Annotated in this window: 18 protein-coding genes; 6 read left to right on the forward strand and 12 right to left on the reverse strand. The window is 67.5% G+C overall.

Annotation, left to right across the window (positions count from 1 at the left end):
- The first annotated feature begins 121 nt into the window (after window positions 1–121).
- Both ABRP34_RS08075 and ABRP34_RS08080 read left to right on the forward strand, forming a co-directional pair.
- Window positions 122–847, forward strand: coding sequence for a DUF1206 domain-containing protein (locus tag ABRP34_RS08075; protein ID WP_353712805.1), 726 nt, complete (start codon window positions 122–124; stop codon window positions 845–847).
- Between the two features lie 2 nt (window positions 848–849).
- Window positions 850–2,220 carry an SRPBCC family protein gene (locus tag ABRP34_RS08080; RefSeq protein ID WP_353712806.1) on the forward strand — a complete coding sequence of 457 codons (1,371 nt, stop codon included), beginning with the start codon at window positions 850–852 and terminating at the stop codon, window positions 2,218–2,220.
- 49 nt (window positions 2,221–2,269) lie between these two features.
- On the opposite strand, the gene ABRP34_RS08085 is transcribed toward ABRP34_RS08080, so the two are convergent.
- On the reverse strand, window positions 2,270–3,736 hold the full coding sequence (locus ABRP34_RS08085) for an FAD-dependent oxidoreductase (protein WP_353712807.1): 1,467 nt from the start codon (window positions 3,734–3,736) through the stop codon (window positions 2,270–2,272).
- 87 nt (window positions 3,737–3,823) lie between these two features.
- The gene (cobA, locus tag ABRP34_RS08090; protein WP_353712808.1) at window positions 3,824–5,110 is read right to left on the reverse strand and encodes a uroporphyrinogen-III C-methyltransferase; all 1,287 of its coding nucleotides are present in this window, start codon (window positions 5,108–5,110) and stop codon (window positions 3,824–3,826) included.
- A gap of 276 nt (window positions 5,111–5,386) precedes the next feature.
- Between cobA and ABRP34_RS08095 the strand changes: the two genes are divergently transcribed.
- Window positions 5,387–7,483 (forward strand): hypothetical protein, encoded by a 2,097-nt coding sequence (locus ABRP34_RS08095; protein WP_353712809.1) that lies wholly within the window; start codon window positions 5,387–5,389, stop codon window positions 7,481–7,483.
- A 276-nt stretch (window positions 7,484–7,759) separates the two neighbouring features.
- Here the strand turns inward: ABRP34_RS08095 and ABRP34_RS08100 are convergent, their stop codons facing one another.
- The 4 genes from ABRP34_RS08100 to ABRP34_RS08115 all read right to left on the reverse strand — a co-directional run bounded on the left by ABRP34_RS08100 (window position 7,760) and on the right by ABRP34_RS08115 (window position 11,976).
- Window positions 7,760–8,758: an ABC transporter permease gene (locus ABRP34_RS08100; protein WP_353712810.1), complete on the reverse strand. Its 999-nt coding sequence runs from the start codon at window positions 8,756–8,758 to the stop codon at window positions 7,760–7,762.
- The gene (locus tag ABRP34_RS08105) at window positions 8,748–9,473 is read right to left on the reverse strand and encodes an ABC transporter ATP-binding protein (protein ID WP_003804180.1); all 726 of its coding nucleotides are present in this window, start codon (window positions 9,471–9,473) and stop codon (window positions 8,748–8,750) included. Before ABRP34_RS08105 ends, ABRP34_RS08100 begins: the two co-directional genes overlap by 11 nt.
- 55 nt (window positions 9,474–9,528) lie before the next feature.
- Window positions 9,529–10,683, reverse strand: a complete 1,155-nt coding sequence (locus ABRP34_RS08110) for an ABC transporter substrate-binding protein (protein ID WP_353712811.1) — start codon at window positions 10,681–10,683, stop codon at window positions 9,529–9,531.
- Between the two features lie 126 nt (window positions 10,684–10,809).
- Window positions 10,810–11,976, reverse strand: coding sequence for an RtcB family protein (locus tag ABRP34_RS08115; protein WP_353712812.1), 1,167 nt, complete (start codon window positions 11,974–11,976; stop codon window positions 10,810–10,812).
- A gap of 78 nt (window positions 11,977–12,054) precedes the next feature.
- Here ABRP34_RS08115 and ABRP34_RS08120 point away from each other — a divergent pair, with 78 nt between their 5' ends.
- The gene (locus ABRP34_RS08120; protein WP_353712813.1) at window positions 12,055–12,513 is read left to right on the forward strand and encodes an SRPBCC family protein; all 459 of its coding nucleotides are present in this window, start codon (window positions 12,055–12,057) and stop codon (window positions 12,511–12,513) included.
- A gap of 136 nt (window positions 12,514–12,649) precedes the next feature.
- Here the strand turns inward: ABRP34_RS08120 and ABRP34_RS08125 are convergent, their stop codons facing one another.
- The 5 genes from ABRP34_RS08125 to ABRP34_RS08145 form a co-directional block, all read right to left on the reverse strand.
- On the reverse strand, window positions 12,650–14,071 hold the full coding sequence (locus ABRP34_RS08125) for a GTP-binding protein (RefSeq protein ID WP_353712814.1): 1,422 nt from the start codon (window positions 14,069–14,071) through the stop codon (window positions 12,650–12,652).
- The gene (gene cysD / locus ABRP34_RS08130) at window positions 14,071–15,018 is read right to left on the reverse strand and encodes a sulfate adenylyltransferase subunit CysD (protein ID WP_003804172.1); all 948 of its coding nucleotides are present in this window, start codon (window positions 15,016–15,018) and stop codon (window positions 14,071–14,073) included. The genes ABRP34_RS08125 and cysD overlap by 1 nt, the downstream gene beginning before the upstream one ends.
- Window positions 15,015–15,686, reverse strand: coding sequence for a phosphoadenylyl-sulfate reductase (locus ABRP34_RS08135; protein ID WP_085929203.1), 672 nt, complete (start codon window positions 15,684–15,686; stop codon window positions 15,015–15,017). Before ABRP34_RS08135 ends, cysD begins: the two co-directional genes overlap by 4 nt.
- Window positions 15,687–15,799: 113 nt before the next feature.
- Window positions 15,800–17,539 carry a nitrite/sulfite reductase gene (locus ABRP34_RS08140; protein WP_353712815.1) on the reverse strand — a complete coding sequence of 580 codons (1,740 nt, stop codon included), beginning with the start codon at window positions 17,537–17,539 and terminating at the stop codon, window positions 15,800–15,802.
- Between the two features lie 145 nt (window positions 17,540–17,684).
- Entirely contained in the window at window positions 17,685–18,476 is a 792-nt protein-coding gene (locus ABRP34_RS08145) for a CbiX/SirB N-terminal domain-containing protein (protein ID WP_353712816.1), read from the reverse strand.
- Window positions 18,477–18,536: 60 nt separating this feature from the next.
- Between ABRP34_RS08145 and ABRP34_RS08150 the strand changes: the two genes are divergently transcribed.
- On the forward strand, window positions 18,537–19,208 hold the full coding sequence (locus ABRP34_RS08150) for a trimeric intracellular cation channel family protein (protein WP_003804162.1): 672 nt from the start codon (window positions 18,537–18,539) through the stop codon (window positions 19,206–19,208).
- 14 nt (window positions 19,209–19,222) lie between these two features.
- Window positions 19,223–19,645 carry a hypothetical protein gene (locus tag ABRP34_RS08155; protein ID WP_003804161.1) on the forward strand — a complete coding sequence of 141 codons (423 nt, stop codon included), beginning with the start codon at window positions 19,223–19,225 and terminating at the stop codon, window positions 19,643–19,645.
- 162 nt (window positions 19,646–19,807) lie between these two features.
- Here ABRP34_RS08155 and ABRP34_RS08160 read toward each other — a convergent pair whose 3' ends face one another.
- A complete protein-coding gene (locus ABRP34_RS08160; RefSeq protein ID WP_353712817.1) occupies window positions 19,808–20,647 on the reverse strand; it encodes a type IV toxin-antitoxin system AbiEi family antitoxin domain-containing protein in 840 nt (279 codons plus the stop codon).
- Window positions 20,648–20,775 lie beyond the last annotated feature (128 nt).

Genomic DNA, 20,775 nt, shown 5'->3' on the forward strand with positions numbered 1-20,775 from the left:
GAACGGCCAACCGGAGGGCACAACGGACAACGACTCGACGATCAGCGAGGCGGCCGACGCCGCGGAGGCTGCTTCGAACACCAAGGCGCTCGACATCGTCGCGCGTTCCGGTTTCGCTGTCATGGCCCTGCTGCACATCATCGTGGGCGCCATTGCGATTGCCCTGGCCTTCGGGCATCCCGGGCAGGCCGAGGCCACCGGCGCCATCGAACAACTGGCAGCCAATCCCTGGGGCCCGGCGCTTATGTGGGCCTGCCTGATCGGCTGCGCGGGGCTCTCCGTCTGGCAGCTGAGCGAGGCCACCCTCCGGGCCCGCCACCTGCCCCGCAAGGAACGGATCGGGAAGCTGATTTCCTCGGGCTTCCTCGCGGTCGCTTACGGCAGCGTCGGGCTCAGTTTCGGCGGATTTGCGGTGGGGCTCCGCGGTGACTCCGGCGATTCCACGAGGGACGTGAGCGCAGCCCTCCTCACCAATCCTTTTGGCGGCGTGATCCTTAGTGCCCTGGGCCTGACCGTCATCGGCGTGGGCATCTACTTCGTGGTGAAGGGCCTCCGGCGGGGCTTCAAGGAGGAGCTCTTCCACTTCGACGGCACCCGCCGCGGCAAACTCATTGACTCCCTGGGTGTGACCGGACATGTGGCCAAAGGCATCGCACTGTTCCTGGCCGGACTGCTGTTCACCATCGCGGCCGCCAAGCACACGCCCGAGGAATCCACCGGCCTCGACGGCAGCCTGAAGGCCCTCCGCGACCACGAGTACGGGCCCTACCTACTGTTTGCCATCGGGGCAGGCTTCGTTTGCTACGGAATCTTCGCGCTGGTCCGGTCAAAGTTCGGAAGGATGTAGCCATGGAAAAGCGGCGCATGAGGGGACAATCCAGCAGTGGCACGGGGACGCAGGCAGGAGGGGCGACGGAGCGGGCAGCCGAGGTCGCCGGGCGCGGTTTTGCCGCGGTGTTCCGTGCCGTCAAGGGAGTGCGCCCCTTCCGCCCCATTCATCCGCGGGGTATCAGCCTGGTTGGGGAACTAACCCTCACCGGTGCTGCGGGCCGCACAGCAGCAGGTCTCCCGGGGCCCAGCGGAATCTCCTGGCTCGACGACGCCGGGACGCGTCAGGTGCGCGGGCGGTTTTCCCGCTCGGTCGGGTTCCCTGAGTCGCTGCCGGACATTCTGGGTCTGGCGCTTCGGGTGGGTACTGGTGTTGGCGACTCCGACGACGTCGCCGATGTCCTGTTCGCCTCGACCGGCTGGGGTGTGCCGGCCCGGTTCATGCTGCTGCCCAAGCTGGATGCCGGCGCAGCCAGGTTCACCACGCTGATGCCGTACAAGGGTGCCAACGGCCCCGTCCTCCTGGGGCTGCGCACATTGTCCCTGCCGGGGCTCGCCACAGGCCGGGCGGACACGGACGGAAACTTCAAGGAGTCGCTGGCCACCGGTGACTGGAGCCTGGCGCTGTCGTACGCCAGCCCGGCAGGCCGGTGGGTGCAGGCCGGCGTGCTGCACCTGAGGGCCGCTCCCACCGGCGGAGGAACGGCCATTGGAGACACGGCTGGCGGAGGCACGGCCCACGGAGACACGGCCATCCGCTTCGATCCCCTAAAGCATCCCCTGCCCGGCGCCGGGACCTATCCCTGGGCACGCCGGCTCCGGGAGCGCTCGTACCGTGCCGCGCGGCGCCTCGCCCCGCGCGTTTCCGGCGACCCGCATCCCGCCGGGCTGAAAGCCGCAGACCGGAGCACCGCCACCCGGCGTCAAGCTTCGGCCGATGAAAGGAACACCATGTCAACCGTCACGCAGGTCTTCAATTCACCGGCCTCGGCAGTCTGGACCGTTATCGCGGACGGCTGGCTCTATTCCGGCTGGGTGGTGGGCGCCTCGAGAATCCGTTCCGTGGACGCGCGCTGGCCGCAGGTCGGCGCCCTGCTCCATCACTCGGTGGGCGCCTGGCCGCTGCTCATCAACGATTCAACCAAGGTGACGGCGGTTGAACCGGGGCAGCGGCTGGAGCTGATTGCCCGAGGCTGGCCTATCGGCGAGGCCAAGGTGATCCTCACCATTGAAGACCTCGGCGAGCGGTGCAGGGTCACGATAGCCGAGGACGCGGTCAGGGGCCCGGGCTTGGCTGTTCCCAAGGCGCTTCGCGACCCGATCATCAAGGTACGCAACCGGGAAACCCTGCAGCGCCTCGAGCTCATGGCCGCCGGCTGCGCGGGCGCTTAAACCAACGGGGCCCGCACCCTGTCGGTGCGGGCCCCATCGCTGTCAGGCGCTAGACGCTGGCGGCGATCCCTTCGCGGGAGATCGAGACCATGTCCTCGCGCGGCACCACCTTGATGCGCTCACGCACAACCTCAACGCCGTGCGAGCCGCCGGCAGCGGTGGCCTCGGCACCCAGGGCGAGCTCGTGGGCGTCCAGTGCAAGCCAGCCTTCCCAGGTGGTGTATTCCACGCCGCGGCTTTCGAGCAGGTCGACGACGGCGCTGGCAGCGGGTGCCTCGGCAACCGGCAGGTTCTCGCGGTCTTCCAGCAGGAGGGTCACGGTTTCGAGGGCATCACCCTTGGTGTGGCCGATCAGGCCCACCGGTCCGCGCTTGATCCAGCCGGTCGCGTAGATGCCCGGGACGTGCTCGCCGGAGGCGTCCAGGACGCGGCCGCCGGCGTTCGGGACGACGCCCTTCTTGTGGTCGAATTCGATCTCCGGCAGCGCGGAACCGAAGTAACCGATGGCGCGGTAGACGGCCTGGACCGGGTAGTCGATGTACTCGCCGGTGCCACGGGCGTTGCCCGTGCCGTCCAGTTCGGTGCGCTCAAACTTGATGCCGCTGACGCGCCCGGGGTTCTCGGCGTCGTCGTAAATTTCCACCGGGCTGTGCAGGAAGTGCAGGTGCAGGCGGCGGGAGGCCTTGAGCTCGGAGACATCCTCGGGCTGCTCGGCGATCCAGTTGGTGAGCGTTCCGACCATGGTCTTGGTCTGGTTGTTGCTCTGGATCTGGCGGTCGGATTCCTCGTCGAACTCAAAGTCCTCCGGGTACAGGATGAGGTCCACGTCCTTGGAGTGGGACAGCTCGCGCAGCTCCAGCGGGGTGAACTTCACCTGCGCGGGGCCGCGGCGGCCGAAGACGTGGACGTCGGTGACAGGCGATGCCTTCAGGCCGGCGTAGACGTTGTCCGGGATCTCGGAGACCAGGAGGTCGTCGGCGTGCTTGGAGAGGACGCGGGCCACGTCGAGGGCCACGTTGCCGTTGCCGATCACAGCGATTTCCTTGGCGTCCAGCGGCCATTCGCGGGAAACGTCCGGGTGTCCGTCGTACCAGGAGACGAAGTCGGCGCCGCCGAAGGAGCCCTCGAGTTCGATGCCCGGGATGTTCAGGTCAGCGTCCTTGATGGCGCCGGTGGCGAAGATGACGGCGTCGTAGTGCGTGCGCAGGTCCTCGATGGAGAGGTCGGTGCCGTAGTCGACGTTGCCGAAGAAGCGGATGTCGCCGCGGTCCAGGACCTTGTGCAGGGCGTTGACGATGCCCTTGATGCGCGGGTGGTCCGGGGCCACACCGTAGCGGATCAGGCCGTAGGGTGCCGGGTAGCGGTCAAAGAGGTCGATGCTCACGGTCAGCTCGCCGCTCTTGACGGCCTCGCTCTTGGTGAGGATGTCCGCTGCGTAGACGCCGGCCGGGCCGGATCCGATGACGGCCACGCGCAACGGGCGGGCGGCGGTTCCTACGGTGGTGCTGGTTGACACGGCTGTGTTCCTTTTCTTCTGCATCGGTTGCTCCGTAGACGCCCTTTTGAACCTTCATGAGGGCAGTTATGGAGCAATCGATGGGTTTCAGGGGGTGAGAACGCGGGTGGTGCTGGTGCGGGGCTTGTTGGGGCTGGTGGTGCTGTAGTCGGCGGTTTTGAAGTGCGACGGCGCAAAGGGGCTGACGCGGACAACGTCACCGATGACGATCACTGCAGGATTGGCGACGCCGGCGGCCTCGGCCTGGTCGGCGATGGTGCCGAGGGTGCCGATCGTGACGCGCTGGTCCGGCAGGTAGCCGTTTTCCACAATACCAACTGGCGTGTCACGGGGCAGCCCGGCCCTGCCGAGGGCGGACGCGGATTCGCGCAGCTGGCCGACGCCCATGAGGAGCACCACAGTGTGGTCGGGGCGGGCCGGGACCTCGGAGAGTTCCTCGTGGCCGGTGACCACGCTGAAGCCCTTCGCCAGGCCGCGGTGCGTGACCGGGATGCCGGCGGCCGCGGGGACGGAGATGGCGGATGTCACTCCGGAAACCACTTCCACCTCGACGCCGTGCTGGCGGCAGAATTCTGCTTCCTCGCCGCCGCGGCCCAGGACGTACGGGTCGCCGCCCTTGAGGCGCACCACACGGTGGCCCTGGAGCGCCTCTTCGACGAGGATCCGGTTGATGTCGGCCTGCGGCACGGGGTGGTGGCCGGGGGTCTTGCCGACCTCGATGACGCGCACGTCCGGCGCAAGTTCGTTGAGCAGCTCACGCGGGCCGAGACGGTCAGCGACGACGACGTCGGCCTGGCCGAGCAGCCGGCGGCCGCGGACGGTGATGAGGCCGGTGTCTCCGGGGCCGCCGCCGACAAGGGCAACCGATCCGCGGTGGGCACTGTCCTTCGATATACGGCGGCGGCGCAGCGGCAGGTCACCGGATTCCAGGGCCGTGGCGACGGCGTCGCGCAGGGCCATGGCACGGCGCGGGTCTCCCCCGGCATTGACGGCGATCTTGACGTCGTCCACCACGGCGACGGCGGGCGTCCAGGCTGCGGAGGATTCGTGGTCGGAGGCGTTGACGCACCAGACGCGCTGCGCTTCGGCGTCGGAAGCTACCGCGGTGTCAACGGCAGGATCGCCGGTGGCAGTCTGAACGAACCAGACGCCGTCGACGTCGTCGGACCGGTAGGTGCGGGGCTCCCAGGTGAGAAGGCCGGCATCGGCGAGTTCGCGGAGCGCGGCGGTGGCCTCGGGGGCAACCACGGTGACGCGGGCACCGGCGTCGAGCAGGCCCTTCGCGCGGCGCGCAGCCACGCGTCCGCCGCCCACCACCAGCACGGGGCGGCCGAGGAGGCGCAGCGCCGTGGGGTAAATGTCCTGAATTGCCATGAATCAACGGTAGGGCTGTGTTACGGGCCCAACCAACGGCGCGGAAACACCAGTTCACGCAAGGTAACGCTGCGTCACATTCCGACAAGTGTCCTGTGGCTGACTGGCACGCGGCTGACGGACCGGAATTGTCCGTGCTGAGCCCTACAATATCTCCGATCGGGATCACCGATCGGTCTCAACATGGGGGAAGGACACTAGTTGTCTCTGCACGAAAACGTCCGTACGCGGACGCGCCCTGGTCTGCCGACCAGGAGCATAGCCATAGCCGGCAGCATGGCGTTGCTTGCCGGACTTCTGATGGCTCCGGCAGCACAGGCGCTGCCGATGGAAACCGGCAGTGTTACGGAGCCCGCACCGGCTCCCGTAGACCCGGCACCGGCTGACCCGGCACCTGTTGACCCGGCACCGGCCGGTCCGGCTGCCGAAGGACAGCCGTCGGCCGAGGCCACGCCGACGGAAACAGCGCCCGCCGAGGTTACACCCGAGGAAACAGTGCCCGCGGAAGTGGCACCGGCCGCTCCCGAAAACATCAGCCCTCCGGCCATTGAGGGGGACCCCGTCGTCGGCGGCACCCTCACATCCACGGGCGGCCAGTGGAACGGCGCCGGCTGGATCCAGTACAGCTGGATCATCGACGGCGTTCCGGTCCAGACCGCAGGTCACGGGGTCGGCGAAGCTGATGCCCTGGCCATTGTCCCGTCCATGGCGGGCAAGAGCATCCTGCTCACTGTGGTGGCGTCGACGGAGGCCCAGGCTCCCGGAACCGAAGTGTCAGCGGCGGCCGTCACTGTACGCCCGGCCGCCTTCACAGGGGTCGTTTGGAGCAACGCCGTGACCGGCAGGCCTGCCGCCGGCCAGGAGCTGTCGGTGGGCACACCGCAGTGGGATACCTCCGCCAGCCAGGGAGCCCTGGCCTACCAGTGGTTCCGCGGTAGCTTGGCCATCGGATCGGCCACCACCTCCCGCTACACCGTCACAGCCTCCGATGTCGGACAGAAGCTGTGGGCCAAAGTGACGCTGTCCGCGCCCGGCTTCACCTCGGTGGAACTTTCCTCCGTTCAGGTCACCGGAGTCAGCGCAACCTTCGTGACCGCGCCCGTACCCACCGTCAGCGGAACCGCCAGCGTGGGCGAGGTGCAGACGGCGAATGCAGGAACGTGGGCTCCCGGAGGTGCCGCGCTGTCCTACCAGTGGTACCGCGGAACGGCGGCCATCGCTGGAGCGGTTGGGCGTACGTACACAACGTCCGCTGCCGACTACGGCAAAGCACTCAAGGTGCGGGTCCGGGCAACCAAGGCCGGCTTCGTCACCGTTGACCGCTTCTCCGCGGCACGCACCATTGCGGCCGGGACGATTGTTGCCACCAAACCCTTGAGCGTGGTGGGAACCCACCGTTACGGCAACACCGTGAAGGTGTCCCAGGGCTGGCCCTCTGGCACGACGTTCCGGTACCAGTGGTACCGGAACGGCGTAGCAATCAGGGGCGGCACCGGGTACGCGCTGTACTTCAACCCCAGCTACATCGGGTCCAGGGTGAACGTGAAGGTCACGGTTTCCAAGCCAGGCTATGCAACACGATCGGTAACCACCGGGGCAGTCACCGTTGGCAGGGCGCTGATCACGCTGAAGACGGCGCCGCGCATCACCGGGGCAACATCGCTGGGCTCGGTCCTCACAGCCAATCCCGGCACCTACTCCCCCGCGCCGTCGGCCTACGCCTACCAGTGGTACCGCAACGGTGCCGCCATCTCCGGCGCGCGCTACCGCACCTACCGGCTCACCGCCGCGGACAACGGCCGCTCCATCACGGTCCGCGTCTCCGCCAGCCTCATCTACTCGGACACCCGGGTCACGATGAGCCCGGCACTGAAGCTGCCGGTCTGGGCTGTGACGGTTCTTCGCGGAGACGGCACGTATCGGGTGGGGACGCAGATCAAGCCGGGCCTGTACAAGGCGACGGGAACGGGCAGCGGCTGCTACTGGGAACGGCTCAATGGCTTTGGCAGCAGTCTGGACTACGTCAACGCGAACTACTACGGGTCCGCCCGGACGTACGTCCAGATCCTTCCCGGCGACGTAGGGTTCAGGTCCAGTGGCTGCGGCGCTTGGACCACTGTCCCGTCCACGGGTGCAAAGGCAACAAGCATCACTAAAGACGGAACCTACCGGGTTGGTATCGACATCCTGCCCGGCGACTATTACGGCTACGGCTCCGGCAGTTCCTGTTACATGGCGATGCTGAGCGGCTTCGGCGGAACCCTTGACGAGATCTACGACAACTACTTGGGTTCAGCCTGGGTTATCGTGACGATTCCGTCCTGGGTAAAGGGCTTCGAGGTCCAAGGCTGCGGGACACTGGTCCGCGGCTGACCTTGGTTAGCTGAAAGCCCGACGGCGCTTACCGCCGTCGGGCTTTCTTGTGCCTGGGAGCCGGAAGGTCCATGCCGTCGTGGGGCACTTTGGCCGGGATGTCGGCCTGTATCCGGCCAATCCTCGGCGTGTCCCGGCTCAATGTGCCCCAGTTTGGTCGCGGGCGCCCCCGTTTGGTCGCGGGCGCCCTGCTTGGTCGCGGGCGCAGGCGGCAGGGCAGCAAAAAGCCCGACGGCGGGAGTCGCCGTCGGGCTTTCACGTTCAGTCTGGAGGTGCTTAGCGGGTGCTGCCTGCCAGGAGGCCGCGGCGCTGGAGCAGGCGCTTCTCGATCGGTGCGAACACCAGCAGCTCGATCAGGATGCCCACGGCCAGGATCAGGAGGATCGCGGACATCACGATGGTCATGTCGGCGAGGTCGCGGCCCTGGTTCAGCATGGAACCGAGGCCGAAGCCGATGGTGCCGCCCACGGCAATGATTTCCGCGGCCATCAGTGAACGCCAGGAGAAGGCCCAGCCCTGCTTGAGGCCGCTGAGGTAGCCCGGCAGTGCTGCGGGAAGGATGATCTGCACCGCCATCTGCAGCCGCGACGCACCGAGGACGGTGCCCACGCTGCGGTACTGCGGCGGGATCTGGTCGACACCGGAGATCAGGCCGTTGATGATCGACGGGATGGCGCCCATGAACACCACGAAGTACACGGTGGCGTCGGTGAGGCCGAACCAGATGATGGCGGCCGGCACCCACGCGACTGACGGCAGAACCTGCAGGCCCGAAATCAGCGGACCGAACGCCCTGCGCAGCGGCGCCACCTGGGCCAGGAGCAGACCGACCGGCGTCGCAATCGCCACGCTGATCAGGAACCCCAGGAGCCCGCGCTGCAGCGACGTCCAGACAGCTTCCTGCAGCGAGCCCTCAGCCCACAGCGTGCCGAACTGCTCCAGCACATCCATGGGGCCGGGAACCTGGTCGCGGCGCTTGAGGCCCAGCGAGACGTAGAACTGCCAGATGATGATGAGCACCACGACGGCGGCGACCGGCAGCAGAACGCGGCTCCAGTCGACCCGGGCCTTGCGCACCGCGTCCGACTGCAGCGAGTCCAGCCCGGACTCCAGTTCCCGCAGGTCCGCCGAGCCGGTGGAGGACCGGGTCAGCGCGGCATGGACCTTCTCAGCAGCACCGGTCGGATCCTTGGTCTCGACAGGCTCGACCGGCGAGGACTCAGGCTCGACCAGGGGGGACACAGGCTCGGCCACGGGAGATGAATTATTTGGCATGGCGGCGGATCTCCTCTCGCAGCCGGGCGGTGATGACCCCGGTCAGCTGTCCGGCAAGACCGGCGTCGGTACGGTGTTCTTCGGTGACTTCCCATTCCTGCACCACACGGCCGGGCCGGGAGGACAACAGCAGGACGCGCTGGCCCAGCCGGACCGCCTCGCGGACGTTGTGGGTCACAAAGACGATAGTGCGTCCGGTTTCCTTCCAGATGCGCTCAAGTTCGTCGTGCAGCAGGTCGCGGGTGATGGCGTCCAGGGCCGCGAACGGCTCATCCATGAGGAGCAGCTGGCGGTCCTGCGCGAGCGACCGGGCCAGGGCCACGCGCTGGCGCATCCCGCCGGAGAGCTCGTGCGGACGCCGGTCCGCCGCCTCGGCCAGGTGGACCAGTTCCAGCAGCTCCGCGGCTTTGACCCGCCGCTCCGCCTTCCCGACGCCGCGCAGCTTCAGCGCGAGCTCAACGTTTTCGCGGGCGGTAAGCCATGGGAACAGGGCTGAGTCCTGGAACATGAAGGCGGCGCCGTCGCTGGGCACCTCCAGGGCGCCCGACGTCGGGAGCTCCAGTCCCGCCATGATGTTCAGCAGGGTGGACTTACCGCAGCCGGACGCACCGAGGAGGGCGACGAACTCGCCCTTGCCGATGGTGGCGTTGACGTCGTCCAGCACCGGGGCGCCCTCGCCGAAGCGCTTGCCCAGGTTTTCCAGTACGACTGGCATGGTCCCGTCCTTTGTTCGTGGTGCGTTTTATGCGGCGGTGCAGATGCGGGCCGGGCTAGTCCTGGCCCAGCCCTGCAGCTGTGGTTTTTTCCGTGGCCACTGAATTCAGTGCCCGGAGGTCGAAGAGGCCGTTGAGGTCGGCCTGCTTGGTGGTGCCGGCGTCCACGCCGTCCTGCAGCAGCTTCTTGAACGTTCCCGCCAGCGGGTCCACCGTGAACACGATGTTCTTCAGCGAACGGTCAATGACATTTTGGGCCAGTGCCTTGCCGGCGTCCTGTTTGAGGGCGGCGTTGACGACGGCGGCCTTCTCGGCGGCCGGGGTGTCGTTGAGCCACTTCACGGCCTCGACGTGGCCCTTGAGCAGGGCCTCCACCGTCTGCGGGTGCTCCGCGGCGAACTTCTTGTTCACGATCAGGATGGTGGTGGGGAACTCGCCGGCCTTGCCCGTCAGCGACCCGTCCCACAGGTCCTTCTCATCCACCAGGACCTTCGCTCCGGCCTGGAGCACCAGACGGGAGGCCCACGGCTCAGGCAACCACGCGCCGTCGAGCTTGCCGTCCTGGAACAGCTTCAGGGTCTGGGCGTTCTCGGTGGGGTTGATCGCAACGTCCCCGCCGCCGTCGGTGTTGGTCTTGTAGCCCTGCTTGCCCAGCCAGGCGCGCAGTGCCACGTCCTGAGTGCCGCCCAGCTGCGGGGAGGCCAGGGTCTTGCCCTTGAGGTCGGCCGCGGTCTTGATCTCCGGCTTGACCACCAGCTGCGCCCCGCCGGAGGCCGCCCCGGCGATGATGCTGATGGACTCGCCCTTGCTCTTGACGAACGAGTTGATGGCCGGGTTCGGGCCGATGTACGTGGCGTCGATCGCGCCGGCGTTCAGCGCCTCGATCGCCGCCGGGCCGGCGTTGAACACCTGTGTGCTCAGCTTGGTGTCGCCCAGCTCCTTGGCGATGAAGCCCTTCTGGACGCCAACCAGCGCGGTGGCGTGGGTGATGTTCCCGAAGTAGCCCAGCTTCAGCTCGGCCGCTGGGGTGGTGGCGGCGTCAGGGGCCGCCGTGGCATTGGAATCCCGGGCCACCGCCGATGCAACAACCGCGCCCACGCTGATCAGCAGGACGAGGCCAACGGCCAGCGCCACTTCCAGGGCGCGGCGGCGCTTGGGCGTCTGGCTTTCGCCGGCCACAATGCGGGTCATGCCCGGCCTGGAAGTACTCATGGATTCACCATAGGGACTGGCATAAACGGGGTTCAACGGAGCGGAAACCCGGGGTCACGCAGGTTCATGCAGCGTCACATTCGGCCACAAAAATCCGCCTGCCTGCGGGCCCTTGGGATTACGGGGCTAATCCCCCTTGACATTCACCAGCTGGCGCAGCCGGTGCCGCACCTTCACCAGATCCGCGGCGTCACGCATGACCTGGTCGATGGGCTTGTAGGCTGCCGGGATCTCGTCGATGAACGCCTCGGTGGCCCGGAATTCGATGCCGTGCATGGCTTCTTTGAGCTGCGCCAGCGAGAAGGCCTTGCGCGCAGCATTACGCGAATACTCCCGGCCGGCACCGTGCGGCGAGGAATTCAGGGACGTGGTGTTGCCCAGTCCCTCCACGACGTAGGACGCCGTTCCCATGGACCCCGGAATCAGGCCGGGGTCTCCGGCTTCGGCCTTGATGGCGCCCTTGCGCGACACCCAGACCGACTTGCCGTAATGCGTCTCCTGCTGGGTGAAGTTGTGGTGGCAGTTGATCCGCTCCGTCTCCGTGACGGATCCGCCCACCCAGTCGCCGAATTGCCGGATCACGCGGTCCATCATCTCCTCGCGGTTCAGCAGGGCGAAGTGCTGGGCCCAGCGCAGTTCCTTGATGTACCGGGTGAACTCCGGCGTGCCCTCCTCCAGGTACGCGAGGTCCGGGTCTTCGAGCGTGATGCGCTTGTCGCGGGCCACTCCCTGGGCCACCCTGATGTGGTGCTGGGCGATCTTGTTGCCGATGCCGCGCGAGCCGGAATGCAGGAACAGCCAGACGGCGTCGGTCTCGTCGGTGCAGACCTCGATGAAGTGGTTGCCGGAGCCGAGCGATCCCAGCTGCAGATCCCATTTCGCCACGTACTGCGCGGGGTTGAACCCAGCCTTGTCGGCCCGCCGGTGCAGCTCGGCGATGCGTGGCTCCGCGGTGTGCGCCACCCTGCGGTTGTTGTGGCCGGCGGACAGCGGGATGGCGCGCTCGATGCTTTCACGCAGCGGCTTCCGGTCCCGCGGCAGCTGTTTGAGGGTGTACTGGGTCCGCACCGCGATCATGCCGCAGCCGATGTCCACCCCGACGGCGGCCGGAATGATCGCGCCGAGCGTCGGGATGACGGATCCCACCGTGGCGCCCTTGCCCAGGTGCGCGTCCGGCATCAGGGCCAGGTGCGGGTAGATGAAGGGCAGCCGGGAGGTGGTCAGGGCCTGCTCACGGGTCTTCTCGTCCAGGATCGATGCCCAGTTGATGAGCTTGCTGTTGATGGTCTCCACCAGCGGCCTCCCATTGGATGAACGGGGACTAACGTAGGTTCAAGGCTAAACCCCGGTCCTACCGAAGGAGACGCAAGCATGGTGAATGTTCAGACCGAGATCCTGATCCGGCGTCGGCGGGACGACGTGGCCGACTACGCCGCGAACCCGGACAACGCCCCGCAGTGGTACGACAACATCCACTCGTCACAGCGGCTGACGACTGGACCCATCGACGTCGGATCCAAGGTTGCCTTCACTGCCAAGTTCCTGGGCCGGGACCTGAACTACACCTACGAATTCATCGAATACGTCCCCGGCGAGAAACTGGTGATGCGGACAGCACAGGGCCCCTTTCCCATGCAGACGACCTACACTTGGGCGGAGGTCATCGGCGGGACCCGGATGACACTCGGCAACACTGGCGAGCCGTCAGGATTCTCGCAGCTGGCGGGGCTGTTCATGGCGCCAATGATTAGCAGGGCAACACGCAAGGACCTGCACAAGCTCAAGTCGATCCTCGAAGCCGGCGCGGCGACCGGAAGCGATCCCGCCTAGCAGGCCGGTCCTGCGGAAAGGTCCTGCGGAAATAGGTTCTGCGCAAATAGGTCCTGCGGAAACAGGTCTTGCAGGAACAGAAGGGCCCCGGGACGGAAATGACTTCCGGACCGGGGCCTCTGCTTGGTACACGCGATCAGATCGAGTAGCGCTCGTCCTCGTGGTCGCCCGGGTGGTCCTTGACCAGGCCGGCGGCGAGGGTGTTGCCGTCGAGCGGGTCGATCACCAGGAACGCACCGGTGCGGCGGTGGTGCAGGTAGTTCTCAAGCGGCAGCGGGGCGGCGAGCCGGAGCTGCGCGTGCCCGATGTCGTTGAGCTCCAGGCTGGAGGCGCCTTCAAGCTTGAAGGTGGCCAGGTCCAGCTTGCCGTTGACGCTGCGGACCAGGGCCTGCACGGTGCGGGTGCCGTGCTTGACCAGGACCTTGGCACCCTCGCGGAGCGGCTTCGGCGACAGCCAGCACAGCTGCGCGTACAGGTCGGCCGAGCTTTCGCGGACGGTACCGGCGGCGGCGATGGTATCACCGCGGGCGACATCGAACTCGTCGGCAAGGCGGATCGCCACCGACTGCGGGGCGGAGGCCTCCTGCAGTGAGGAACCTGCGAAGTCGATGCCGGTGACCGTGGTGGTGCGCGGGTCCTGGCCAGGCGTGAGCACAGAAACCTTGTCCCCCACCTTCACGGAACCCTCGGTGATCTGCCCCGCGTAGGCGCGGTAGTCGCGGTATTCCTCGACGTCGAGCCCGCCGGCAACGGCATCCGGCGCCAGCGCACCCTGCGGCCGGATGACCAGCTGCACGGGGAAGCGGAAGCTCTCCAGGTGGCTTTCGAGTTCATCGGCTGCGGGCAGGGTCTCGAGCACCTCGAGCAGAGCCGGGCCGGTGTACCAGGGGGTGCGCTCCGAGCGCTCCACCACGTTGTCGCCGTCGAGCGCGGACACCGGAACCACCAGCAGGTCGGTGATCCCGTCCGAACCCAGGCCCAGTTCGCGGCCCACCTGCTGCACGTCGGCTTCGATCTCGCGGAACACGGTCTCGCTGAAGTCCACGAGGTCGATCTTGTTCACGGCGACGATCACGTGGGCCACGCGCAGCAGCTGCAGCACGGACAGGTGGCGGCGGGTCTGCTCCAGGACACCCTTGCGGGCGTCAATGAGTACGACGACGGCATCCGCGGTGGACGCGCCGGTCACCGTGTTCTTGGTGTACTGCACGTGCCCGGGGCAGTCTGCCAGGATGAAGCTGCGGCGGTCCGTGGCGAAGTAGCGGTAGGCGACGTCGATGGTGATGCCCTGCTCGCGCTCGGCACGCAGGCCGTCGGTCAGGAGGGCCAGGTCGATGCCGCCGGCCGCCCCGCCGAAGCCGCGGTCCGCGGAGGTGCGGGCAACGGCGTCGAGCTGGTCGGCGAGGATGGCCTTGGAGTCGTGCAGGAGCCGGCCCACCAGAGTGGACTTCCCGTCGTCGACCGATCCTGCCGTGGCGAAGCGGAACAGCGAGGCGGAAGCGAGCGGGGCTTCGTCCAGGAGGGCCGCGGCGCGGGCGGTGTCAATGTCGGTAGTCATTAGAAGTAGCCGTCCTTCTTGCGGTCTTCCATGGCGGCCTCGGAGATGCGGTCATCCGCACGGGTGGCGCCACGTTCGGTGATGGTGGAGGCGGCAACTTCGATCACGACGTCGCGCACTGTGGCGGCGGCCGACTCGACGGCGCCGGTGCAGGACATGTCACCGACGGTCCGGTAGCGGACAGTCTTGGTGATGACGTCCTCGTGCGGCAGCGGCTGGGAGACCTCGCCCACGGCGCGCCACATGCCGTCACGGGCGAAGACCTCGCGCTCGTGGGCGTAGTACAGGCCCGGCAGCTCGATGTTTTCGCGCTCGATGTAACGCCACACGTCCAGCTCGGTCCAGTTGCTGATGGGGAACGCACGCACGTGCTGGCCCACCGTGTGGCGGCCGTTGTACAGGTTCCACAGCTCGGGGCGCTGGTTGCGCGGGTCCCACTGGCCGAACTCGTCGCGGAGGCTCAGGATTCGCTCCTTGGCGCGGGCCTTGTCCTCGTCGCGGCGGCCGCCGCCGAAGACGGCGTCGAACTTGTTGGACTGGATGGCGTCCAGCAGCGGAACGGTCTGCAGCGGGTTGCGGGTGCCGTCGGCACGCTCGGCCAGCTCGCCGCGGTCGATGAATTCCTGCACGGAGCCGACGACGAGCTTCAGTCCCAGCCGTTCAACGGTCCGGTCGCGGAAGTCGATGACCTCGGGGAAGTTGTGGCCGGTGTCCACGTGCAGTACCGGGAACGGGACCTTGCCCGGCCAGAAGGCCTTGGTGGCCAGGTGCAGCATGACCACGGAGTCCTTGCCGCCAGAGAAGAGCAACGCCGGCTTCTCGAACTCGGCCACAACCTCGCGGATGATGTGGATCGCTTCGGATTCGAGGGTGTCCAGGCTGGAGAGGCGCGTTGTGGCAGCTGCGTCGGTCACCAGGGTGGTCTCCTCAGTTAGGAAAGTGCTCATACGTGTAGTCCGCATTCTGTCTTGTTGGTTCCTGCCCAGCGGCCGGCGCGGGGGTCCTCGCCGGCAGCCACCTTACGGGTGCAGGGCTGGCAGCCGATGGACGGGTAGCCCTGGGACAGGAGCGGGTTGACGGGCAGGAGGTTGTCGTCGGAGTACTGCACCAGCTGGTCGAACGTCCAGGCGGCCATCGGGTTGACCTTGACCAGGCCGTTGGCCTCGTCCCACGTCACCAGCGGCGTGTTGGTGCGGGTGGGGGCCTCGTCGCGGCGGACGCCGGTGAACCACAGTTCATAGCCGGACAGCGTGCGGCGCAGCGGCGCCACCTTGCGGAGGGCGCAGCACTGGGCGGCGTCGCGGGCGAACAGGTCCTTGCCCAGGAGCCGGTCCTGCTGCTCCACGGTGTTCTCGGGGAGCACGTCCACCACGTTGACGCGGAGGTTCGCGGCCACCTCGTCGCGCGTGGCGTAGGTTTCCGGGAAGTGGTAGCCGGTCTCCAGGAACAGGACGTCGACGCCGGGCAGCTGGTCAGCGACCAGTGCCGGCAGGACGGCGTCGGCCATGGAGCACGCGACGGCGACGGCGGGCATGTCGAAGTTGCGCTCGACCCAGGCGATCACGTCGCGGGCCGGGGCGTCCCAGCCGAGCTCGGCAGCGCCGGCCTCGGCCAGGGCCTTGAGCTCGTCGTGGCTGCGGAGCTTGGGCGCCGCGGCAGGCGATGCCGTCCCCTCGGCCGAGGCGACGGCAGGCTCAACTACGGGGTCAATCCCCGCTGCGTGCTTGCTCACTGGAGTGCCTCCTCGTCTGCTGCGTGGGCCCACTCGGCGAAGGTCTGGCCCTCGGCGCGGTCGGCGACGAACTTGCGGACAACCCGCTCGACGTAGTCGGGCAGGTCGGCGACGTAGACCTTCAGGCCGCGGACGGTGCGTCCCAGGCCGGCCTCTTCGCGGTCGGCGGAAGCCAGCCCGCCGCCCAGGTGGACCTGGAAACCAGGGGTGGGGTCGCCGTCGGGCGTGGGAAGCATCATGCCCTTGAGTCCAATGTCCGCGGTCTGGATGCGGGCGCAGGAGTTGGGGCAGCCGTTGATGTGCAGCGACAGTGCCTGCGGGAGCTGGCCGCTGTCTGCAAGGTCAGCCAGGCGGCGTTCCAGCTCGGCGACGGCCGTGGCCGCGGTGACCTTGGTTTCGACGATGGCCAGCTTGCAGTACTCGATGCCGGTGCAGGCGATGGTGCCGCGGCGGAACACGGACGGGCGGGCGGACAGGCCCAGCGTGTCGAGTTCGGCCACGAGCGGCTCCACCTCGTTCTTCTCCACGTCCAGCACCACGATCTTCTGGTGCGGGGTGGTGCGCAGGCGGTAGGAGCCGCGGGCCTCGAGGGTGTCCGCGAGCTTCACCAGCTGCGTGCCGGAGAGTCGGCCGGCGATGGGGGTGGCACCGATGAAGAACTTGCCGTCCTTCTGCTCGTGCACGCCCACGTGGTCGCCCGGGGTGGACGGCTTGGGTGCAGCGGGGCCGTCGGCGAGCTTGTAGCCGAGGTATTCGTCCTCGAGGATCTGGCGGAACTTCTCCGGGCCCCAGTCGGCCATGAGGAACTTCAGGCGCGCCTTGGTGCGCATGCGGCGGTAGCCGTAGTCACGGAAGATGCTGGTGACGCCGAGCCACACATCCGCGGCCTGCTCCGGCTTCACAAAGGCGCCGAGGCGCTTGCCGAGCATCGGGTTGGTGGACAGCGCGCCGCCGGCCCAGAGGTCGTAGCCGATGCCGAGTTCGGGGTGCTTGACGCCCACCAGGGCGAAGTCATTGATCTCGTGCACCACGTCCTGGCTGGGGTGGCCGGTGATGGCGGTCTTGTACTTGCGCGGCAGGTTGGAGAGCAGCGGGTTGCCGATGAACCGCTCGCCCAGCTCTTCGATGAGCGGGGTGGGGTCAATGATCTCGTCCTTGGCGATGCCGGCCACCGGGGAGCCGAGGATGACACGCGGAACGTCGCCGCAGGCTTCGGTGGTGGACAGGCCGTTGCTCTCGAGGCGGCGCCAGATCTCGGGGATGTCCTCCACGCGGATCCAGTGCAGCTGGATGTTCTGGCGGTCCGTGAGGTCCGCGGAATCGCGTGCGAAGTCCACGGAGATCTGGCCGATGACGCGCAACTGCTCGGTGGTCAGCGCACCGCCGTCGATGCGGACGCGGAGCATGAAGTACTTGTCCTCAAGCTCGTGCGGCTCCAGCGTTGCGGTCTTGCCGCCGTCGATCCCGGGCTTGCGCTGCGTGTAGAGGCCCCACCAGCGGAAGCGGCCGTGCAGGTCCTGGCCGGGGATGGCGTCGAAGCCTTCCTTGGCATAGATGGACTCGATACGCTCGCGGACGTTGAGGCCATCGTCTTCCTGCTTCCAGGTTTCGTTGGCGTTAAGCGGGGTGGTTCCGTCCACCTTCCACTGGCCGTGAGGCTTGGCGGCGGGTCGGGAGGCACGGGCGGGGCGCGCGGGCTTGTCCGTGGACGCTCCGGCTAGAGCTGTATCAGTCATGCATCGACTGTAGAGCTGCGCCGAAATACGTCACAAAGGACCGGAAATGCTAAGTCACCTAAGGAAACATTTCGTCATGACTCGCCGGGAGGCCTTGAACGGCGCCGCCGGCTGTGCTTCCCGGCCGCCTGCTTCCCGGCGCTTTTCAGGACTTAACTGGTTGGGCAGCCAAGGCGGCGTCGTACCGTTCCAGCGCGATCTCTGCGAGCACCGGCGAGGGCAGCAGCGGCTCGGTCACGAGGTCCGCCCCGGCCTTGGCGAGCTGGTCGTGGAAGAAGCCCGGCGCCAGGAGATACGAGGCCACCACCACGCGCCCGCCAACACTCACGCCCCCGGCCGACTCCCCCGCGCCAGCGCCACCCGCGGCTTCCTCGCGGAGCATGGCGACGGCTTCAGGCACCGACGGTTTGGCCGAGGCGCCATACGCGGGCACAATCCGGTTGGAGCGGAGATCCCTCAGCTGCCCGGCCAGTTCCTCGACACTAAGGGCGGCGTTCGCGTTGGATGAACCCGCCGCGGCGAGGACGATCGCGTCGTTGTCCGTAACACCTGCTTCCCGCAGCCGCTGGTCCAACAGGGCGGCGAGGCGGGGGTCGGGCCCCAGCGGCGCCGCAGCCACCGTGCCTGGCCGGCTCTTAACGGCCTTCGCAATGTCCACCTTCACGTGGTAGCCCACGCTGAGCAATAAGGGAACGACGACGGCGGAGGCACCGGCGGCGCCCGGCTCGCCGCCGGTCTGGGGTGCTGCGGCGGCGGGGTCCGCGGGGAGCCCGGCCACCACGTCCACCAGATCCGGCTGCTGGACGTCCACATACGCTTCGCGGACGTCGAGCCCCGGACGCAGCGCGGCGATGGCGTCACGGAGGGCGTTGACCTCGGCGGCTCCCTGCGCGTTGGAGGTCCCATGGGCACAGGCGATCAGGATCGGGCTATTCATAGGGGCTAGCGTAACGTTGGAGCTGCACTGTCCGCCCCTTGAAATATGCCGGGACGCTCCATGACATTCTCTTTTGACATCGCCCTGGCATGGCTCGACCTGGCCGGCATCTTCTTTTTCGCGGTGTCCGGATCGCTGCTCGCCGCACGGAAGCAGTTCGACCTCCTCGGGTCCCTTCTGCTCGCCTCTTTGGTCTCGCTGGGCGGCGGCGTGATCCGCGACATCATCCTCAATTCCGGCCCACCCGCTGCCTTCAGCAACCCTGCCTATGTGGTCCCGCCGCTGCTGGCCACCGGGCTGGTGTACTACCTGTTCTCCAGCGTCCAGCGCTTCACGTCACTCCTCATCCTGTTCGATGCCGCCGGTCTGGCACTCTTCTGCATCACGGGGACGCTCAAGGCGTTGTCCCTCGGAATGAATCCCGTCGCCGCCGTGCTGCTCGGCGTCACGACGGCGGTGGGCGGCGGGCTGCTGCGCGACATCACCGCCAACGAAGTGCCGCAGCTGTTCGATGCCCGGGACCTCTACGCGCTGCCTGCCTTCACGGGCGCCGCGCTCACCACCATCCTGTGGGTCATGGGCGTCTTTAACCCCCTCTCGGCGTGCGCCGTCGCGGCCCTGGTCTTCGCGTTCCGGGTGGTGGCCTGGCGCCGCTCGTGGCGCATTCCGCTGGCGGTCCGCGGGTGGCACCGGCTGGGTCTGGAACCGGGGAATTCGAGGGGCCGGGATTAGCTAGGATAAGAGCCATGACTGACATGTTCCTCGAGAAGTTCCGCGCGCTTGTTCCGAAGTATCTCGAAGACGAATGGCAGGAAGAGGACGGGCTGTCCGCCGAGGAACTGGACGCAGAGCTCTCCGATCACCAGTTCACCATCCCCCTGGTGCTGCGCGAGTTCTACCTGGCGCTCGGCGGGTGCGAGGACCTCATGGAGGCCTACCACTACTTCTGGGACCCCGAGGAACTCGAAGTGGACGACGAAGGCTTCCTGATGTTCCTCGAAGACGAGGAAGAAAATTTCACCTGGGGCTTCCGCATCGGCGACCTGAGCGTCCCGGACCCCATCGTGTACCGCCGGAACAACGCCCGCGGCCAGTGGAAGAGCGAGGAAGGCACCTTCTCGGAGTTCGTCTTCGACATGTTCGACTGGGCCTTCAACGACGAGGACTAGTTTTCGTCCCCGCAGCGGCCTGAGTCCCGCGGCCGGAACGGGGCCCTTTGACGCGGGACACGCCGAGGATTGGGCCTGAACAGGCCATAACCTGCCGCAAAGTGCCCCACGACGGCGGCGGCTGGCACGCGGCGTCCGCTGAGGAAAGTACGACGGCGGGGGTCACCGTGCGTCGAAGGCTCCCCGCCGGCGCAACTCCAGTACCGCCAGCACTTCGGCCACCATCCGCGCAGGGTGATTGACGACGTCGTCATAGCCGTACCGCAGCCCGAGGCGGCCGCCGATGACCGTGGCGTTGTTGCGCTTCCGGTCCTTCTTCACTTGCCGGGGCTCCAGGTGCGTGCCGCCGTCGGTTTCCACCACGAGGCAGTCCTCGATCAGGAAGTCGACCTCGCCCACGCCCGGAAGCTCCACGTGCCGGCGGACATGGAGCCCCGCCCGCCGGAAATGGAAGTTGGCCAGGACCTCAAGAACTGAGTCAGCACGCGGGATCACATGGTCCAGGACGGCCCGGGCGCGGGCATTGCGGTTTCCGGGAAGCTTGCGCCGCAGGAACTCCACGGTGATGTCGCCCCGCTGGGCTGCACACTGCACCATGACCAGCGACTCCAGTTCGGGCAGGCAGCGCAATGCGTGGATGAGGACGTCCGCCAGGCCAGCGACCGGCAGCCAGGGATGGTGCGCGTGAAGGCACCGGCCGTGGGGCAGCGCTCCTGGAGGGGTGGCTTTGTGGCCCGGACTCAGGTGCAACGGACCTGTCCCATCCAGCGTCCACAGCCGGTAGGTGGGGGCAGCCGACAGGCACGTCAGCAGCGCATTGTGGTGCAACGCCAGACCGAAGACGCCTGCTTCCCGGGACAGGCTGTAGACGCCCCGCCTGATCCGCACGATGCGCCCCGCCGCCACCGCCTTGCCCAATGCGGTGCGCGTAAACCCGGCACCCTGCAGCGCCGACGCTCTGGCCACTCCGGCCCGGGTGCTGAGGAAAGCCTCAATCTCCATGCCTCCAAGGTGCCGTGCGGCACCGAAGACCGGCAGGTCCGGACTGCGCCATGTGGACAACCCCGCCGTCGTGGGGCACTTCGGCACGCGACACGCCGAGGTTTGGGCCTAAGCCGGCCTTCAGCCAC

The sequence above is a fragment of the Arthrobacter sp. K5 genome (genome assembly GCF_040448525.1).
GTDB lineage: Bacteria > Actinomycetota > Actinomycetes > Actinomycetales > Micrococcaceae > Arthrobacter > Arthrobacter globiformis.

What these genes read in the sequence shown, in the direction of transcription:
- ABRP34_RS08075 (WP_353712805.1), top strand. Translation starts at nt 122, where the DNA reads ATGGCCCTGCTGCACATCATCGTGGGCGCCATTGCGATTGCCCTGGCC.
- ABRP34_RS08080 (WP_353712806.1), top strand. Translation starts at nt 850, where the DNA reads ATGGAAAAGCGGCGCATGAGGGGACAATCCAGCAGTGGCACGGGGACG.
- cobA (WP_353712808.1), bottom strand. Translation starts at nt 5,110, where the DNA reads ATGGCAATTCAGGACATTTACCCCACGGCGCTGCGCCTCCTCGGCCGC.
- ABRP34_RS08095 (WP_353712809.1), top strand. Translation starts at nt 5,387, where the DNA reads ATGGCGTTGCTTGCCGGACTTCTGATGGCTCCGGCAGCACAGGCGCTG.
- ABRP34_RS08100 (WP_353712810.1), bottom strand. Translation starts at nt 8,758, where the DNA reads ATGCCAAATAATTCATCTCCCGTGGCCGAGCCTGTGTCCCCCCTGGTC.
- ABRP34_RS08105 (WP_003804180.1), bottom strand. Translation starts at nt 9,473, where the DNA reads ATGCCAGTCGTACTGGAAAACCTGGGCAAGCGCTTCGGCGAGGGCGCC.
- ABRP34_RS08110 (WP_353712811.1), bottom strand. Translation starts at nt 10,683, where the DNA reads ATGAGTACTTCCAGGCCGGGCATGACCCGCATTGTGGCCGGCGAAAGC.
- ABRP34_RS08120 (WP_353712813.1), top strand. Translation starts at nt 12,055, where the DNA reads ATGGTGAATGTTCAGACCGAGATCCTGATCCGGCGTCGGCGGGACGAC.
- ABRP34_RS08125 (WP_353712814.1), bottom strand. Translation starts at nt 14,071, where the DNA reads ATGACTACCGACATTGACACCGCCCGCGCCGCGGCCCTCCTGGACGAA.
- cysD (WP_003804172.1), bottom strand. Translation starts at nt 15,018, where the DNA reads ATGAGCACTTTCCTAACTGAGGAGACCACCCTGGTGACCGACGCAGCT.
- ABRP34_RS08140 (WP_353712815.1), bottom strand. Translation starts at nt 17,539, where the DNA reads ATGACTGATACAGCTCTAGCCGGAGCGTCCACGGACAAGCCCGCGCGC.
- ABRP34_RS08145 (WP_353712816.1), bottom strand. Translation starts at nt 18,476, where the DNA reads ATGAATAGCCCGATCCTGATCGCCTGTGCCCATGGGACCTCCAACGCG.
- ABRP34_RS08150 (WP_003804162.1), top strand. Translation starts at nt 18,537, where the DNA reads ATGACATTCTCTTTTGACATCGCCCTGGCATGGCTCGACCTGGCCGGC.
- ABRP34_RS08155 (WP_003804161.1), top strand. Translation starts at nt 19,223, where the DNA reads ATGACTGACATGTTCCTCGAGAAGTTCCGCGCGCTTGTTCCGAAGTAT.
- ABRP34_RS08160 (WP_353712817.1), bottom strand. Translation starts at nt 20,647, where the DNA reads ATGGAGATTGAGGCTTTCCTCAGCACCCGGGCCGGAGTGGCCAGAGCG.